Genomic DNA, 17088 nt, shown 5'->3' on the forward strand with positions numbered 1-17088 from the left:
GAGGCTGCGCCACCGAGGCGCGCCCGGTTGCCCGACGTCCCGCGGACGACGCGAGCTCGCCCTGCCCTGCGCAGGTGCGCCGCGCCCGGGATCGACGGCGGCCACCCCGACCGTCAGGAAGACCGAATGACCTCGCACGACCCGTCCACGCCCGCCTCCGACGCCGCGCCGCGCTCCCGCCGCCGCGGCAGCCGGGGCCGCGGCCGATCGTCGGCCGCCCGACAGGACCACCCCGCGGCCATGCCGCAGCCCCACCCCTCCACGCCGCGGCAGGACCCGGTCCCGGCCGCCGTCGTCCCCGGCGGGGCCCCGGCCACCGTGCTGCCCACCGACACCACCTTCGCCGCGCTCGGCGTGCCCGCACCGCTGGTCGAGGTGCTCGCCGCCAGCGGCATCACCGCGCCCTTCCCGATCCAGGTGGCGACGCTGCCGGACTCCCTGTCCGGGCGCGATGTCCTCGGCCGCGGGCGCACCGGATCGGGCAAGACGCTCGCCTTCAGCCTGCCGCTGGTGGCCCGGCTGGCCGCGTCGGACAGCCGCCGGCAGCCGCGGCGGCCCCGCGCGCTGGTGCTGGTGCCGACCCGTGAGCTGGCCAACCAGGTGCTCGCCGTCGTCGACCCGCTGGCCCGGGCGCTGGGCATGAAGGCCACCACCGTGTTCGGCGGGGTCGGCCAGAACCCGCAGGTGCAGGCGCTGGCCGCCGGCGTCGACGTCGTCATCGCCTGCCCGGGCCGGCTGGAGGACCTCATCGGCCAGGGCCACGCCGACCTCTCCGCCGTGGAGATCACGATCCTCGACGAGGCCGACCACATGGCCGACCTGGGCTTCCTCCCCGGCGTCAAGCGGATCATGGACCGGACACCGAAGACGGGCCAGCGGCTGCTGTTCTCCGCCACCCTCGACAACGGCGTCGACGTCCTCGTGAAGCGCTACCTGTCCGACCCGGTCACCCACTCGGTCGACCCGGCAGTGGCCCCGGTGGCCACGATGACCCACCACGTCCTGCGGGTGGAGGCCGCGGACAAGGCCGCCGTGGTGCGCGAGCTCGCCTCGGGCCTGGGCCGCAGCGTGCTGTTCACCCGCACCAAGCACCAGGCCAAGAAGCTGGCCAAGCAGCTGACCGCGGCCGGCGTGCCGGCGGTCGACCTGCACGGCAACCTGAGCCAGAACGCCCGCGAGCGCAACCTCGAGGCCTTCAGCAGCGGGGCGACCCGGGTGCTGTGCGCGACCGACATCGCCGCGCGCGGCATCCACGTGGACGACGTCGCGCTCGTGGTCCACGTCGACCCGCCGGCCGAGCACAAGGCCTATCTGCACCGCTCCGGGCGGACGGCGCGGGCCGGCGCCGGCGGCACGGTCGTGACCGTCGCGACGCCCGACCAGGCCGGTGAGGTGCGCACCCTCGCCCGGCAGGCCGGCATCAGCCCGACGGTGAGCGTGGTGCGGCCCGGCGCGCCGGAGATCAGCGCGCTGACCGGGCCGCCCGCGCCGCACGTCGAGCCCGCCCCCGCGCCGGCTCCCCAGCCGCAGGGCCAGGGCGGCGGCCGGCGCCGCCGGTCCGGTGGCGGGTCCGCGGGCACCCCGGCGAAGGCCGCCCCGACGGCGGGCACCGCAGCGTCCGGCGGGCGGGGCGGCTCCGGTCGCGCGGCCGGCCCGGCGCGCACCCGGGCGGAGCTGGCCGCGCGCGCCGGCACCCACTCGGCCGCGACGTTCAGCGGCCGGTCCCGGCGCGGGGGGCGCTGACCGCCCTGCCGGCCCGATCGACCGCCGGGGTGGTGGGCACGGCAGGAGGCGGGCAGGGTGGGTCGAGCTCTCGACCCACCCGCCCCCGACCAGCGAGGTACACCACCATGGCCCTGCCCATCACCCTGTCCGAGATCGGCCCCCGCATCTCGGCCGGCGCGTTCATCCTCAACAGCGGCCTGGGCAAGCGCGGCGCCGACGAGGCCACCGCCGCCGGCCTGCACGGGTTCGCGACGGGGACCTACCCGTTCCTGAAGGACATCCCCCCGCAGCAGTTCGTGAAGGGGCTGGCCTACGCCGAGATCGCCGTCGGGGCCGCGCTGCTCACCCCGTTCGTCCCGACGGCGCTGGCCGGCGCCATCCTCACCGGGTTCTCGGGCGGCCTGCTCGGGCTGTACCTGAACACCCCGGGGATGCGCAAGCCCGGCAGCCTGGCCCCGACCCAGGAGGGCCTGACCGTCGCCAAGGACGTCTGGCTGCTGGGCATCGGCGTCGGCCTGCTCACCCGCGGCACCATCGACCGGAAGCCGCGGCAGGTCCGCAAGGCCGCGAAGACCCTCGCCAAGGCCAACCGGAAGGCCACTCGCGCCGCCCGGCGCGAAGCCGCCTGAGGGAGGACCGCGCCCTCGCACGCTCGGGCCGGTGCCCTGACCGCGGGGTGACGCGACGCGGGTCCGCGCGCCGCGTCACCCCGGCAGGAAGACCTGGCTGACCAGCCGCCGGCGCCGGGTGCCGTCGGGCTCGTACGCCGCGGCGGCCGCGAGGACGGCGCGCAGCCGGCCCACCAGCTCGGTGAACTCCTCGTCGGTCAGCCAGAGCGCGACCTGCCGGTAGCCGACCCCGTCGGCGGCGAGGTCCAGCCGGTCGCCGTCGGCCCGGTCCGCGTACCGGTCGAAGTCGGCGAGCAGAGCCGCGACGAAGGTCGCGAAGGCCCGCCGGTGCTCGTCGGCCGACATCGTCGCCGCGGTCGCGCCGTCCACCGAGGCCGCCTCGGTCACCAGCCGGTAGCTGCGCTCGGTCGCCCCGCGCACCCGCCGCTCCCCCGCCACCGCGAGGATCCCCGCCTCGGCCAGCACGCCGACGTGCCGGTAGAGCGTCGCCGGCGGGACGTCGGCCAGTTCCGTGCGCAGGTCGGCGGTGGTCAGCACCCGGTCGCCGAGGAAGGCCTGCACGATCCGCAGGCGCACGGGGTGCAGCAGCAGGTCCGCGGTCGCCATGGCCTCACCGTTCTCATGATTGACATCGGTATCAACTTCGAGAATGATAGGCCCATGGCCACGTTGACGACCACTCCGCAGACCCTCCGCATCACCCTCACCGCGACCGAGAAGGCCCTCGGGTTGCTGCGCGACCTGGAGGTCCCGCGGTCGTCGGTGCGATCGGTCGAGGTCGTCCCCGACGGGCTGACCGCTCCGCGCGGGTTGCGCGCTCCCGGCCTCGGCCTGCCCGGCGTCCGCAAGATCGGCACCTGGCGCGGGCACGGGGAGAAGACGCTGGTCTCGGTGCGCCGGGGCCAGCCCGCCGTCCGCGTCCGGCTGTCCGGCCAGCGGTTCGACACGCTGCTGGTGGGCTCGGACGACGCCGCCGCGCTGGCCGCCGGCCTCACCGCGGGCCGGTGACGGTGCGCGAGCTGCCGCTGCGGGTCCCCGGGGAGCACCCGCTCGCCGGCACCCTCACCCTCCCCGACACCCCCCTGCCGGTGCCGGCGGTGGTGCTGGCCGCCGGGTCGGGCCCGCTCGACCGGGACGCCAACCACCGCCGCGCCCGCTTCGACGTGAGCCGGCAGCTGGCCGCGGCCCTCGCCGAGGGCGGCCTGGCCTCCCTGCGCTACGACAAGCGGGGTGTCGGCGAGAGCCCCGGGGACTGGCGGGCCGCCGGCCTGTACGACAACGTCGACGACCTCGCCCGGGCGCGCGACGCGCTGGCCGCCCGGCCCGAGGTCGACCCCGGCCGGGTGCTGCTCGCCGGGCACAGCGAGGGCGCGATCCTGGCCGCCGCGCTGGCCGCCCGCGACGCCGGCCGACCGGACGCCGGGAGCGGCACCGCCGGCGTCGTCCTGCTGTCGATGAGCGCCACCCCCGGCGAGGAGCTGCTGCGCTGGCAGGCCCGCCGGATCGCCCCCACCCTCCCCGCGCCGGTGCGCGCGCTGCTGCGGTTGTCCCGCACCGACCTCGAGGCCAAGGTCGCCGCCAACCACGAGAAGATCAAGGCGACGACGACCGACGTCGCCCGCGTCGGCGGCGCTCGGCTCAATGCCCGGTGGACGCGGGAGTTCCTGGCGCACGACCCGCGCACCGACCTCGCCCGCCTGGCCGTCCCGGTGCTGGCGATCACCGGCGACCTGGACCTCCAGGTGCCCGCGGACGACCTCGACGGGATCGCCGCGACCGTGCCCGGCCCGGTGGAGGTCCACCGGGTGCCCGGCCTGACCCACACGCTGCGCCGCCAGCCGGGCCCCGCCTCGCTGCGGGCCTACCGGGAGGAGCTGCGCCGCCCGGTGGACGCCGAGGTGCTCGCCACGGTCGTCGCCTGGTGTCGGCGCGTCACCGGCTGATCCTCCGGAGTGAGGCCGCGCGGCTCCCCTGGCGACGCGCTGTCGGCCACCTGTGAGCCCCCTGTGAAGGGGTTCCGCGAATTACTGCAAAGTTGCAGTATCGCGAGCCTCAGCGGTGCCCGCCGACGGGGCGGGGCCACCGCCGGCACCGAGGAGGTCCCGTGCTCCGACTGACCGGCTCCACCCGCTCCTCCCGCCGCGCCGCGGCCCTCGTGCTCGCCCTCGGCCTCGGGCTGAGTGCCTGCGGCGGGGACGACGCCGACACCGACACCGCGTCCGGCGGCTCGACCAGCAGTGCCGCTGAGACCGATTCGAGCGCGGCCGCGGCGCCGCCGTCCTCGGACGCCCCGGAGTCCCAGGCGGCGGCGCCGGCCGCGGAGTCCGAGACGGTGACGGTGAACGCGGTCGAGATGGACTTCGAGCTGTCGGAGGACTCCTACTCCGCCGGCACGTACACCTTCGAGGTCACCAACACCGGCAACATGCCGCACGACTTCGTCGTCGAGCGGGACGGCGAGGACGTCGCCGCCACCGAGGTCCTGCAGCCGGGCGCCTCGGCGACCCTCGAGGTGACCCTCGAGGAGGGCGACTACGTCTTCTACTGCAGCGTCGGCCAGCACCGGGCCAACGGCATGGAGGTGCCGGTCACCGTCAGCGCGTGACCCGTGCGCCCCACCCCCGCCGATGACGGCGGGGGGCGGACACCGGTGGAGCGGCCGGCGGACCCCCGACCGCCGGCCGCTCCACCGGCCCCCCTGCCGGGTCCCGCCGCGAGCCGGCGAGCGGCGGGGGCAGGGGGCCTCCTTCAGTTCCCGCTGGCGAAGGCCGCGTCGAACGCGGCCGACGGCGGGTCGAACGCCAGCCGGCGGACGAACTGCAGCGCCTCCGGGGCGCCGACGAGGCGGTCCATGCCGGCATCCTCCCACTCGACCGAGATCGGCCCGTCGTAGCCGATCGTGTTCAGCATCCGGAAGCAGGCCTCCCACGGGACGTCGCCGTGTCCGGTGGAGACGAAGTCCCAGCCCCGCCGCGGGTCGGCCCAGGGCAGGTGCGACCCCATCCGGCCGTTGCGGCCGTTGCCCACCTGCTTCTTCGCGTCCTTGCAGTCGACGTGGTAGATCCGGTCCTTGAAGTCCCAGATGAACGACACCGGGTCGAGGTCCTGCCAGACGAAGTGGCTCGGGTCCCAGTTGAGCCCGAAGGCCTCCCGGTGGCCGATCGCCTCCATGGTGCGGACCGTCGTCCAGTAGTCGTAGGCGATCTCCGACGGGTGCACCTCGTGGGCGAAGCGCACCCCCACCTCGTCGAAGACGTCGAGGATCGGGTTCCACCGGGCGGCGAAGTCGGCGTAGCCGTCCTCGATCATGGACTCGGGCACCGGCGGGAACATCGCCACGGTCTTCCAGATCTTCGACCCGGTGAACCCCACGACGACGTCGACACCGAGCTTGCGGGCCGCGCGCGCGGTCAGCTTCATCTCCTCGGCCGCCCGCTGCCGGACACCCTCCGGGTCGCCGTCGCCCCACACCCGCGGGTGCACCATGCCGCGGTGCCGCTCGTCGATCGGGTCGTCGCAGACGGCCTGGCCGTTGAGGTGGTTGGAGATGGCCCAGACCTTCAGGCCGTACTTGTCCAGGAGGGCGAGCCGCTCCTGCACGTAGGCGTCGTCGTTCGCGGCGCGCTCGACGTCGAGGTGGTCGCCCCAGCAGGCGATCTCGAGGCCGTCGTAGCCCCAGTCGGAGGCCAGCCGGCACATCTCCTCGAAGGGCAGGTCGGCCCACTGGCCGGTGAACAGGGTGACGGGACGGGGCATCGCAGGTCCTCTCTCGATGGATCCGTGGGAGTCGGGGGTCAGCCGACGGCGGGCACGTGCTCCGGCCGGGCGCTCAGGCCGGGACCTCGGTCCAGCGGGACTCGGCTGCCGCGCTGCGCTCGACGGCGTCGAGCACCCGCTGGACCTGCAGCCCGTCGGCGAAGGAGGGGGTGGGGTCCTCGCCCTTGGCGATCGCGGTGACCAGGTCGACCACCTGGTGGGTGAAGCCGTGCTCGTAGCCGAGCCCGTGCCCGGCCGGCCACCACGCGCTGACGTAGGGGTGCTCGGGCTCGGTCACGATGATCCGGCGGAAGCCGGCGGTCGCGGCGGGCTCGGAGCCGTCGAAGAACTCCAGGACGTTCATGTCCTCGAAGTCGAAGGCCAGGCTGCCGGCCGAGCCGTTCACCTCGATGCGGATCGCGTTCTTGCGGCCCAGCGCGAAGCGGGTGGCCTCGAACGTCGCCAGCGCGCCGCCGGTGAACCGGCCGAGGAACGCCGCGGCGTCGTCCACGGTCACCTCCCCGAGCTCCTCGCCGCCGACCCCGGTGAGGCTGCCGCTGGCGACCGGCAGCGGGCGCTGCTTGACGAAGGTCTCCAGCAGGGCACTGACCCCGGTCACCCGCTCGCCGGTGATGTACTGGGTGAGGTCGACGATGTGCGCGCCGATGTCGCCGAGCGCGCCGGAGCCGGCCTTGTCCTTCTCCAGCCGCCACGACATCGGCGCGGCCGGGTCGGCGATCCAGTCCTGCAGGTACTGCGCGCGCACGTGCCGGATCTCACCGAGCCGGCCCTCGGCGACCAGCTGCCGGGCCAGGCCGATGGCGGGGACGCGGCGGTAGGTGAAGCCGACCATCGACCGCACGCCGCGGGCGGCGGCCCGTGCGGCGGCCTCGGCCATCGCCTCGGCCTCGGCCACCGTGTTGGCCAGCGGCTTCTCGCACAGGACGTGCTTGCCGGCCTCGAGGGCGGCGATGGCGATCTCGGCGTGGGTGTCGCCGGGCGTGCAGACGTCGACCAGGTCCACGTCGGGACGCTCGACCACCCGGTGCCAGTCGGTCTCGGTGCTCGACCAGCCCAGCCGCTCGGCGGCGTCGGCGACCCGGGCGGGGTCCCGGCCGGCGAGCACGGTCAGCTCCGGTCGCAGGGGCAGCTCGAAGAAGTGGGGGGCTGTGCGCCAGGCCTGGGAGTGGGCGGCGCCCATGAAGGCGTAGCCGATCAGGCCGACGCCGAGGGTGGAGGTCATGCGGTCGCTCCGGAGGTGGAGCGGGGCCGCCGGAGCACCGGGCTCCGGCGACCCCGCGGCAGCGGTCAGGACTCGAAGGCGGCGTCGATGTACTGGTCGACGTTCTCGGCGGTGACGACCGGGGCGTCGAGCACGATCCGCTGCGGCACGCCCTGGGACGTGAGGTCGGACATGCTCTTGCCCTGCGCGACGAGCCGGGCGAGCGCGATCCCGTCCGCAGCCTGGGTGTGCGGGTAGATGACCGTCGCCTGGAGCACCGAGTCGCCGGACTGGATCTCCCGCATCGCGTTGGCCGAGCCGGCCCCGCCGACCATGACGAACTCGCTGCGGCCGGCGTTGGTGATGGCGGCCAGGACGCCGACGCCCTGGTCGTCGTCGTGGTTCCAGATCGCGTCGATCTGCGGCGCGGCCTGCAGCAGGTTGGCCGCGGCCTCCTCGCCGCCCTCGACGGTGAAGTCCGCGGCCACCCGGTTGTCGACGTTGAGGCCGCACTCGGCCAGTGCGTCGGCGAAGCCGCGGCTGCGGTCCTGGGTCAGCGGCAGCGAGTCGATGCCGGCGATCTCGGCGACGACGGCGTCGGGCTGGTCACCCAGCTGCTCGCAGACGTACTGGCCGGCCGAGACACCCATGCCGTAGTTGTCGCCGAGGACGGTGGCCCGGGCGGCGAACGGGCTGTTGAACTCGCGGTCGACGTTGATGACCGGGATGCCCGCCCCCATGGCCCGCAGCGCCACGGGGGTCAGCGCCGCGCCGTCGAAGGGCAGCAGCACGATGGCGTCGACGCCCTCGTTGATGAAGGTCTCGACCTGGCTGATCTGGGTGCTGACGTCGTTGGTGCCCTCGGCGATGCTGAGCTCCACGTCCTCGAAGCGGTCGGCCTCGGCCTGGGCGGCCTGGCTGATGCCGGCCATCCAGCCGTGGTCGGCGGCCGGCGCGGAGAAGCCGATGCGGACGGTCTCGCCGGCCTCGTCGTTGTCGCTGGCGGCGTTGTTGCCGCCCTCCGCCCCGGAGCTCTCCGGTGTGTTGCTGGTGCAGCCGGCCACGAGGGCGCCGGCGCTCATGAGTGCGACCGCGGTGTAGGTCAGGCGGCGGAACGGACGCTGCCTCGCTGCAGACATGTTCTCTCCTCGATGTGCCTCCCTGGCTCGGAGTGCCAGGTCGTCTGTCACGTGGTGGTGCGCCCAGCGGGCCGGGGCCCGGCGGGGTGGTGCTGACCGGTGTGCGCGGCGCGCCGGTCAGGTCTGGGAGCGCTCCGCGCCACCGGGGCGCGCGCCACCGGGTCCGCCGTCCCCGCTGGTGCCGCCGGACACCGCCCCCGCGGGCGAGCCCTGGACGGCCGGGCCGCCGGACGGCGGTGGCCCCGCGGAGGGCCGGCGGAAGCTGAACCCGCCGGTGGCCAGCCGCTGCTGGAGCAGGACGGCGGCGACGATGATCACGCCGCGCGCCACGGCCTGCGCCGAGCTGGACAGGTTGTTCAGCGTGAAGACGTTGCCGAGCGTGGTGAAGATCAGCACGCCGAGGACGGTGCCGACGATCGTGCCGCGCCCCCCGATGAGCAGGGTGCCGCCGATGACCACCGCGGCGATCGCGTCCAGCTCGTAGAGCGTGCCGTGGGTGGAGCTGCCGGTCGTCGTCCGCGCCATGATCATCACCGCTGCGATGCCGCAGGTGATGCCGGACAGCACGTAGAGCTTGACGGTGTGCCGCTGCACCCGGATGCCGGCCAGCCGCGCGGCCTCCGCGTTGCCGCCCACGGCGAAGGTGCGCCGGCCGAACGTGGTGCGGTTGAGCAGCACCCATCCGGCGACCGCGACCAGCGCGAAGATGATCACCAGGGTCGGGATGCCGAGGACGCTGCCGGAGAAGAACGCGAGGAAGTCGCGGTCCTGGATGATCTGCGTCCGCCGGTTGGCGATGATCTCCGCCAGCCCGCGGGCCGCCGCGAGCATCGCGAGGGTGGCGATGAAGGCGGCCAGCTTGCCGTAGGCGATGACCAGGCCGTTGACCAGCCCGGCGACCGCCCCCACCACGACCGCCGTGAAGACCATGACGATCCAGTGGAAGTCCTCGGCCATCTGCTGGGTGGCCAGCGTGGTGGCCCACACCGAGGCCAGGGCGACGAGGGCACCCACGGACAGGTCGATGCCGCCGCCGATGATCACGAAGGTCATCCCGATGCTGACCACGCCGATGACCGCGGCCAGCCGCAGGATCGTCAGCACGTTGTCGACGTCGGCGAACCGCTCACCGGCGGTGACGACGCCGACGACGCAGAGGATCGCCAGCGCCACGACCAGGCCGAGGTTCCGGCCGACCGGGCCGGACATGAAGCTCGCCCCTCCCCCGCCGTTCCGGCCGCGCGCCGCCGGGTCCGCGGCCGCGCCGGCCGCTCCCCCCGTCGTGGCGGTGGTGCTCCCGCTCATGCCACGTCCCCTTCGTGCTGCATCGTTCCGGGAAGGGGGGCACCTCGGTGGCCGATCCCCTCCATGACCAGGTCGAGCACGCGGTGCTCGTCGAGCTCTGCGGCCGGCTGCTCGGCCACGACCGCCCCCTCGGCGACGACCAGGACCCGGTCGGCCAGCCCGAGGACCTCCGGGATCTCGCTGGAGACGACGACCACCGCGACACCGCGGTCGGCCAGCTCCCGGACCAGCGCGTAGATCTCCGACCGGGCGCCGACGTCGACGCCGCGGGTCGGCTCGTCGAGCAGCAGCACGCGGCAGTCGCGCAGCAGCCAGCGGGCCAGGACGACCTTCTGCTGGTTGCCGCCGGAGAGGGTGCGGACCTCGCGGTCGACGTCGGCCGGCCGCACCTCCAGGGACTCCACCTGGCGGCGCGCGGCGTCCTTCTCCGCCGCGCCCGAGAGGAATCCCGCGCGGGCGAACCGGGCCAGGCTGGAGATGCTGATGTTGCGGTAGACCGACTCGCCGAGCAGCAGCGCCTGGCTCTTGCGCTCCTCGGGTGCGAGCCCGACGCCGGCCGCGACCGCTCCCCCGACGTCGCCGGGACGCAGCCGCCGGCCGGCGACCCGCACGGTGCCGCTGGTGGCGGTACGGGCACCGAAGACCGTCTCGAGGATCTCCGAGCGCCCGGAGCCGACCAGCCCGGCCAGGCCGACGATCTCGCCGGGGCGGACCCGGAAGGAGACGTCGTGAAAGGAGCCGCGCAGGCCCAGCCCCTCGACCTCGAGCAGCGGCGCCTCGTCGGTGTGCGGCTGCTGCTCCCGGGTGGGGAAGACGTACTCGATGGTGCGGCCGGTCATCAGCGTGATGACCTCGCGGGTCGGCGTCTCGCGGGCGGGCAGCCCGGTCGCGACCGTCCGGCCGTCCTTGAGCACGGTGATCCGGTCACCGATCTCGCGGATCTCCTCGAGCCGGTGGGAGATGTAGACGACGGCGACGTCGGCGGCCTGCAGGTCGCGGATCACCCGGAACAGCCGCTCGACCTCCTCGTTGTCGAGGACCGCCGACGGCTCGTCCATGATGATCAACCGGGCGTCCTGCGACAGGGCCCGGGCGATGCTCACCATCTGCTGCGCCGCGGCGGGGAGGGAGCCGACCTCGGCGGTGGGCCGGATCTCCGGGTGGCCGAGCCGGGTGAGCAGTGCGCTGGCGGCGCGGTTGCCCTCGGCGGGACGGGTGAGACCGAACCGGGAGAACTCCCGGCCCAGGAAGATGTTGTCCGCGACGGTCAGCCCGGCCACCAGGTCGAGCTCCTGGTAGATCGTCGCGATGCCCAGCGACATCGCGGCCTGCGGGGTGGCCAGCGAGACCGGCTCGCCCCGCCAGGAGATGCTCCCGGCGTCGGGCTGGTGCGCACCGGCGAGCACCTTGATCAGCGTGGACTTGCCGGCGCCGTTCTGGCCGAGCAGGCAGTGCACCTCACCCGCCCGGACGTCGAGGTCGACACCGTCGAGCGCCCGGACCCCCGGGAAGCTCTTGACGATGCCGCGCATCTCCAGCAGCGGCGCGGTCACGCGCGCCCTCCGGCGCGGAGGGCCGCGACCGGCTCGGGACGACTCCCGAGCTCCGGCAGGGACAGAGAGGACACCGCGACACCACCCGGACTTTTGCTCATCGTTGACCATTAGTCGGTTCAGGCGACAACTTATGTGCGGCGCCGATGTGTGGTCAAGGCCACGTGCGGGAGTTACCGAACCGCAACGTCCGCAGTGTCGGCGCACGGGCGGGTCGCCCGGATCCGCGCCCTCCGGGCCACCGAGCGTCGCCGGGGACCCGCCCCGCGGTGGGGTCAGCGGGTGACGGCCTGGTGGACGGAGTCCTCGTCGAGGAAGCCCTCGATCGCCATGAGTGCCGCGCCCACCCGGCCGGAGAGGTCGGGTGCCTCGCTGACGGTGATCTCCAGCGCCCGGGCGGCCAGAGGCATGGACCGGCGGTACACCGCCTCGCGGATGCCGGCCAGCAGCGGGACGCCGGCCCGGGCCACGCCCCCGGTCATGACGATGCGGTGGGGGTTGAAGAAGTTGACGAGAGCGGCGAGCACCGTGCCGATCGTCCGGCCTGCGTCGCGGACCAGCTCCAGGGCCACCCCGTCGCCCTGGGCCGCCCGCTCGACGACCTCGCGGATCGTGGTGACCGGCAGCCCGGCGGCCACGGCGTCGCGGAGCAGCGCACCGCCCCCGGCGATCGCCTCGAGGCAGTTCTCCTGGCCGCACCGGCAGATGACCGTGCGCCCGTCGGGCTGGGCGACGTGGATGTGCCCGATGTCGCCGGCGCTGCCCTGCGCCCCGCGGTACACGCGGCCGTCGACGATGACACCACAGCCGATCCCGGTGCCGACCTTGACGACGAGCACGTCCTGGACCGACCCGGCGACCCCCATCTCGCCGAGGGCCATGACGTTCACGTCGTTGTCGACGTAGACCGGGCAGTCGTAGCGGCCGAACGCGCTGGGGATCGGGTAGTCGTGCCAGCCGGGCATGATCGGTGGGTGGGACGGCCGCCCGCTGGAGTGCTCCACCGGCCCGGGGACGCCGACGCCCACGGCGCACACCTCGGCGGGGGTGAGCCCGGCCTCGGCGAGCACCTTCTGCGCGAGCCGGTCCACCTCGGCCAGCACCCGGCCGGGGCCCTCGGCGATGTCGATGGCGTGGCCCGCGGTCGCGAGGACCTGCGCGGAGAGGTCGGTGACGGCGACGTCGACGCTGGTGACGCCCAGGTCCACGGCCAGCACCCACCCGGCCCGGCTGTTGAACTGCAACAGCGTCGGCGGGCGCCCACCGGTGCTCCACCCGCGCCCGCCCTCCTCCAGGAGGTTCGCGGCGATGAGCTGGTCGACCCGCGCGCTGACGGTGTTGCGCGACGCCCCGGTGAGCGCCACCAGCTCGGCCCGGCTCCGCGCGCGGCCCGTGCGCACGTGGTTGAGCAGCGCGCCGGCCGAGGCAGATGTGTGCGCCACGGCGCCATCGTGACACGGCCGTGCCACCAGCCCGCTCATCCCCGATGCCGCCCGGGCCCCTCCCCGGGGCCACCGCACTCCCGGAGGGCGCCCGCCACGACGTCGGCGACCGCGTGGGGGTGGGTCTGCACGGTCATGTGCGCCGCACCGGGCACCTCGACCAGGCGGCCGCGCGGCGCGGCGGCGGCCACGGCGGTGGCCCAGTCGTCGGGGCACAGCCGGTCGCGGGTGCCTCGGACGACGGTCACCGGCACCCCGACCCCGCGCAGGCGGACGTCGATCCGGTCGGGTGCGGCGACCCGCCACAGCCGGGCCATCGCCCGCGGGCCGGTGGACCACCACTGGGCGAGGACCAGCGGCACCTGGGCCCACGGCTCGCGCAGTGCCGTCCGGAGCCACCGCCGGACCAGCACCGGGCCCGACCGCAGCCGCGGGTCGGTCGTGGGCCCGAGCAGCACGAGCCCGGCCACCCGCGGGTCGGCCGCGGCGGCGGCCACCACCTGGCAGCTCTGCGAGTGCCCGACCAGCAGGACCGGCCCGGGCCCGAGCCGGTCGCACAGCTGGCGGGCCAGCTCGTCGAGGGTCGGGACCGGCGCGGCGCGGCCCATGCCGGGCAGGGCGACGACGTCGCCGGGGAGCAGCCGGCGCAGCCGGGCGGAGGACCGGGCGTCCAGGCCCAGCCCGGGGACCAGCACCGGCCGGACTGCGGGGAGGGTCACCCCGAACGGTCTACCGGCCCGCTGCGTGAGGCGCCGCTCCACGGGTAGGGCCAGACTGTGGCCTGCATCCCTCGAGGCCGCGCACGGTCTCGAGACGTCGGGATGGGAGACTCATTCGTCATGACGACATCACCTGCGACCGCACCCGTCGGCACTCCCCCGTCCGGCCGTCCCAGGGTCGTCATCATCGGGTCGGGGTTCGGCGGGCTGTTCGCCGCCAAGCGGCTGCGCAAGGCCCCGGTCGACATCACGGTGATCGGCAAGACCAGCCACCACCTGTTCCAGCCGCTGCTCTACCAGGTGGCCACCGGGATCCTCAGCGAGGGCGAGATCGCCCCGCCCACCCGCGAGATCCTGCGCGGTCAGAGGAACGCCCGGGTGGTGCTCGGCGAGGTCACCGACATCGACCTGACCAACCGCACCGTCACCTCGACCATCCTCGGCCGGCGGACGGTGCACTCCTACGACGAGCTGATCGTCGCCGCCGGCGCCGGGCAGTCCTACTTCGGCAACGACCGGTTCGCCGAGTTCGCCCCCGGCATGAAGAGCATCGACGACGCCCTGGAGCTGCGCGGCCGGATCTTCGGCGCCTTCGAGCTGGCCGAGCTGGCCACCGACCCGGCCGAGGTCGACCGGCTGCTCACCTTCGTCGTCGTCGGCGCGGGCCCCACCGGCGTGGAGATGGCCGGACAGATCGCCGAGCTGGCCCACCGCACCCTGCGCCGCGACTTCCGCTCCATCGACCCGACCAACGCGCGGGTCATCCTGCTCGACGCCGCACCCGCCGTCCTGCCCTCGTTCGGGGAGAAGCTCGGCGACCGCGCCCGCCGCCAGCTCAACCGGATCGGTGTGGAGGTGCAGCTGGGCGCGATGGTCACCAACGTCGACGCCAACGGCATCGAGGTGAAGGACGCCGACGGGCAGACCCGGCGCATCCAGGCCGCCACCAAGATCTGGGCCGCGGGCGTCCAGGCCTCCGCGCTCGGCCGCCAGCTCGGCGAGCAGTCCGGCGCCGAGGTCGACCGGGCCGGCCGGGTCGCGGTCCAGCCCGACCTCACCCTGCCCGGCCACCCCGAGGTGCACGTGGTCGGCGACATGATGAGCCTCGACCGGCTGCCCGGCGTCGCGCAGGTCGCCATCCAGGGTGGCCGGTACGCCGCCGACGCGATCGTGCGACGCCTCGAGGGCCGTCAGCCCGCCGGCCCGTTCCGCTACAAGGACAAGGGCTCCATGGCGACCATCTCCCGGTTCTCCGCGGTCGCCGACATCTCGAAGTTCAAGTTCCAGGGCTTCATCGCCTGGGTGCTCTGGCTGGTCGTGCACCTGATGTACATCGTCGGGTTCAAGAACCGGCTCACCACGATGCTGCACTGGGTGGTCAGCTTCCTCGGCCGCGGCCGCGCCGAGCGGGTCGCCACCCAGCAGCAGGTCTACGGCCGGCTGGCGCTGGAGCACCTGGGCCCGGGCTTCTCGGTGTCCAAGACCGGCGGCCCCAAGGACGACGTCGCGCCCGCCGAGGACGTCACCGAGCGCAAGTCCGCCTAGGTGCTGCCGGTGTGCACTCATCGTGGTCCCCGGTCCGGGTGAGGCCACGGTGGGTGCCACCACGCGCCGCGGGTCGGGCGTGGCGGTCAGCCGTCCAGCCAGTGGTCGAGGGCGGCGGTCACCAGGTCGGGGGTCACCACGTGGCCGCCGGCGAACTCCGCGTACGTGACGTCGTAGCCGGCCGCGGCGAGCTGCCGGGACACCCGCCGGCCACACCGGTCGACCGGCAGCACGCGGTCGGTGGTGCCGTGGGAGATCCAGATGCGCGGCCGCCCCTCGACCCCGGGAGCCGCGACGAAGCCGGGCGAGAAGGCCAGGACGGCGTCGAGGAGGTCGCCGTTGGCCAGCCCGAGGGACAGCGCGTAGGACGCACCGTCGGAGAACCCGCCGACGGCGACCCGGCTCACCGGGTGCGCGGCGAAGGCCCGTTCGAGGGCGGCGTCGAGCACGGCGACGTCCCGGCCCAGGCCCCCGGTGACGAGGTCCCACGTCCGGTCCACCGACGTGGTCGCCAGGACGAGCACGCCCCGGGCCGCGGCGAGGTCCCCGACCGCCGCCAGGCTCTGCGCCGCGGTGCCGCCCGCGCCGTGGCAGAAGACGAGCAGCGGCCGCGCGACCGGCGGGCCGTCGGGCACCACCAGCAGCGCGTCGTCCCGCCCGCCCAGGTCCAGCGCGACCACCCCGGACGTCGACGCCGAGCCGGGCAGCGAGGCCGACGGCCGGCTCTGCAGCCGCCCGTCCGCGGCCGGTCGCAGGGCTCCCGACATCAGACGACGTGCGCCGGCGGTGGCACGTGCTCGTCGGCGCGCTCGAGGTGCAGCGGCTGCAGCGGCCCGGTGGTGTCCAGGTACAGGAAGGCGTCGTAGCGCTCCCCCAGCACCGTGGGCACGTAGTTGCCCCAGCGCTCCCGATCGGGCCGGTAGACCACCCCGATCGCCCGGTGGTCGAGCCGGCGGTCCAGCCAGGCCGGCCGCGGACCCGGGGGGACGACGAACAGCGCATCCTGTCCGACCTCCGCGTGCAGCAGCGCCTCCAGGCTCCCGGGCCGCGCCTCGGGGACGGGCATCCGCTGCATCTGCGCACCCCACTCCGACCCGGCGACCACCCCGCCCGCGTAGCCGCCGAGACCCACGAGGACGACGTCGTCGGCACCGTGCCGCTCGCGCAGCAACTGCCCCACGTTGACCATCCCGGCACCGGCCATGTCGGTGGCCCGCGCGTCCCCGACGTGCGTGTTGTGCTCCCAGACGACGGCCCTGTCCCCGGCACGGGTCAGCAGCCGGTCGAGGGTGTCGGCCATGTGCACGTCGCGGACGTTCCACGACTGCGCCGAGCCGCCCACCATCGCGCGGTAGTAGCGCTCGGCGCCGACGACCACGGCGGCGTTCTGCTCGGCGGAGAAGCGGGCGTCCGGGTCGTCGGCGGACCCCGCTTCGCCGCGCTCCTGGCACAGGTGGTGCAGCAGGTCGACGACGGCCTGCTCGCACGTGGTCGGCGCGAAGCGGCTGGCGAAGGCGTACTCGGCGCCGTCCTCCCCGAAGGGCTCGAAGCAGCGCAGCGCGCGCACGGCGGTGTCCACGTGCCCGGGCTCGTGCTCGCGCAGCCAGGCGACCAGTTCGTGCATCGAGTCCCAGAGGCTGTAGACGTCCAGGCCGTGGAAGCCCACCCGAGCCTCGGCCGGCCGCCCGGCGTTGACCTCGCGCAGCCAGCGGCAGAAGTCGACGACGTCGTCGTTGGCCCACATCCACGTCGGCCAGCGGGAGAAGGCGTCCAGCGCGTCGTACGGGTCGGCGTCGGCGCCCGGGCGCAGCGTCACGCTGCGGTGGACCCGGTGGCAGTCGGGCCAGTCGCCCTCGACGGCCACGAAGCCGAACCCCCGTTCGGTGACCAGCCGGCGGGTCAGCGCCGCACGCCAGGCGTAGTACTCGTGCGTGCCGTGGCTGGCCTCGCCGATCGCCACGATGCGGGCGTCCCCGACCCGCTCCAGCAGCGGGTCGAGGTCGCCCTCGTCCCGCAGCGGGAGGGCGAGGTCGCGGACGCCCGCGGTCACGGC

16 protein-coding genes are annotated in these 17088 nt (G+C 74.7%); 6 read left to right on the forward strand and 10 right to left on the reverse strand.

The features are described from left to right. Nucleotides 1–240 precede the first annotated feature (240 nt). Together ACI79C_RS10010 and ACI79C_RS10015 are read left to right on the forward strand one after the other, a co-directional pair. Nucleotides 241–1743, forward strand: coding sequence for a DEAD/DEAH box helicase (locus ACI79C_RS10010; protein ID WP_456945495.1), 1503 nt, complete (start codon nucleotides 241–243; stop codon nucleotides 1741–1743). A 107-nt stretch (nucleotides 1744–1850) separates the two neighbouring features. After that, nucleotides 1851–2354, forward strand: coding sequence for a hypothetical protein (locus tag ACI79C_RS10015; RefSeq protein WP_456945496.1), 504 nt, complete (start codon nucleotides 1851–1853; stop codon nucleotides 2352–2354). 75 nt (nucleotides 2355–2429) lie between these two features. On the opposite strand, the gene ACI79C_RS10020 is transcribed toward ACI79C_RS10015, so the two are convergent. After that, entirely contained in the window at nucleotides 2430–2960 is a 531-nt protein-coding gene (locus ACI79C_RS10020) for a helix-turn-helix domain-containing protein (protein WP_456945497.1), read from the reverse strand. Nucleotides 2961–2975: 15 nt separating this feature from the next. Here ACI79C_RS10020 and ACI79C_RS10025 point away from each other — a divergent pair, with 15 nt between their 5' ends. From ACI79C_RS10025 to ACI79C_RS10035, 3 genes are all read left to right on the forward strand, one after another. Further along, entirely contained in the window at nucleotides 2976–3362 is a 387-nt protein-coding gene (locus tag ACI79C_RS10025; RefSeq protein WP_456945498.1) for a hypothetical protein, read from the forward strand. Further along, nucleotides 3359–4297: an alpha/beta hydrolase family protein gene (locus tag ACI79C_RS10030; protein ID WP_456945499.1), complete on the forward strand. Its 939-nt coding sequence runs from the start codon at nucleotides 3359–3361 to the stop codon at nucleotides 4295–4297. Before ACI79C_RS10025 ends, ACI79C_RS10030 begins: the two co-directional genes overlap by 4 nt. A gap of 161 nt (nucleotides 4298–4458) precedes the next feature. After that, nucleotides 4459–4959 carry a cupredoxin domain-containing protein gene (locus ACI79C_RS10035; protein WP_456945500.1) on the forward strand — a complete coding sequence of 167 codons (501 nt, stop codon included), beginning with the start codon at nucleotides 4459–4461 and terminating at the stop codon, nucleotides 4957–4959. Between the two features lie 143 nt (nucleotides 4960–5102). Here ACI79C_RS10035 and ACI79C_RS10040 read toward each other — a convergent pair whose 3' ends face one another. From ACI79C_RS10040 to ACI79C_RS10070, 7 genes are all read right to left on the reverse strand, one after another. Further along, nucleotides 5103–6110 (reverse strand): sugar phosphate isomerase/epimerase family protein, encoded by a 1008-nt coding sequence (locus tag ACI79C_RS10040; RefSeq protein ID WP_456945501.1) that lies wholly within the window; start codon nucleotides 6108–6110, stop codon nucleotides 5103–5105. A gap of 73 nt (nucleotides 6111–6183) precedes the next feature. After that, the gene (locus tag ACI79C_RS10045; RefSeq protein WP_456945502.1) at nucleotides 6184–7353 is read right to left on the reverse strand and encodes a Gfo/Idh/MocA family protein; all 1170 of its coding nucleotides are present in this window, start codon (nucleotides 7351–7353) and stop codon (nucleotides 6184–6186) included. Between the two features lie 65 nt (nucleotides 7354–7418). After that, nucleotides 7419–8471, reverse strand: a complete 1053-nt coding sequence (locus tag ACI79C_RS10050; protein ID WP_456945503.1) for a substrate-binding domain-containing protein — start codon at nucleotides 8469–8471, stop codon at nucleotides 7419–7421. A 117-nt stretch (nucleotides 8472–8588) separates the two neighbouring features. Then, entirely contained in the window at nucleotides 8589–9776 is a 1188-nt protein-coding gene (locus ACI79C_RS10055) for an ABC transporter permease (protein WP_456945504.1), read from the reverse strand. Further along, nucleotides 9773–11329, reverse strand: a complete 1557-nt coding sequence (locus tag ACI79C_RS10060) for a sugar ABC transporter ATP-binding protein (RefSeq protein ID WP_456945505.1) — start codon at nucleotides 11327–11329, stop codon at nucleotides 9773–9775. Before ACI79C_RS10060 ends, ACI79C_RS10055 begins: the two co-directional genes overlap by 4 nt. Nucleotides 11330–11604: 275 nt before the next feature. Next, the gene (locus ACI79C_RS10065) at nucleotides 11605–12771 is read right to left on the reverse strand and encodes an ROK family protein (protein ID WP_456945506.1); all 1167 of its coding nucleotides are present in this window, start codon (nucleotides 12769–12771) and stop codon (nucleotides 11605–11607) included. Nucleotides 12772–12806: 35 nt separating this feature from the next. Then, nucleotides 12807–13490: an alpha/beta fold hydrolase gene (locus ACI79C_RS10070; RefSeq protein ID WP_456945507.1), complete on the reverse strand. Its 684-nt coding sequence runs from the start codon at nucleotides 13488–13490 to the stop codon at nucleotides 12807–12809. A gap of 120 nt (nucleotides 13491–13610) precedes the next feature. Between ACI79C_RS10070 and ACI79C_RS10075 the strand changes: the two genes are divergently transcribed. Continuing rightward, nucleotides 13611–15035 (forward strand): NAD(P)/FAD-dependent oxidoreductase, encoded by a 1425-nt coding sequence (locus tag ACI79C_RS10075; protein WP_456945508.1) that lies wholly within the window; start codon nucleotides 13611–13613, stop codon nucleotides 15033–15035. 86 nt (nucleotides 15036–15121) lie between these two features. Here ACI79C_RS10075 and ACI79C_RS10080 read toward each other — a convergent pair whose 3' ends face one another. Together ACI79C_RS10080 and ACI79C_RS10085 are read right to left on the reverse strand one after the other, a co-directional pair. Continuing rightward, on the reverse strand, nucleotides 15122–15802 hold the full coding sequence (locus ACI79C_RS10080) for an alpha/beta hydrolase (RefSeq protein WP_456945509.1): 681 nt from the start codon (nucleotides 15800–15802) through the stop codon (nucleotides 15122–15124). Then, nucleotides 15802–17085 carry an erythromycin esterase family protein gene (locus ACI79C_RS10085; RefSeq protein WP_456945510.1) on the reverse strand — a complete coding sequence of 428 codons (1284 nt, stop codon included), beginning with the start codon at nucleotides 17083–17085 and terminating at the stop codon, nucleotides 15802–15804. The genes ACI79C_RS10080 and ACI79C_RS10085 overlap by 1 nt, the downstream gene beginning before the upstream one ends. Nucleotides 17086–17088 lie beyond the last annotated feature (3 nt).

This window comes from Geodermatophilus sp. SYSU D00697 (assembly GCF_054050175.1).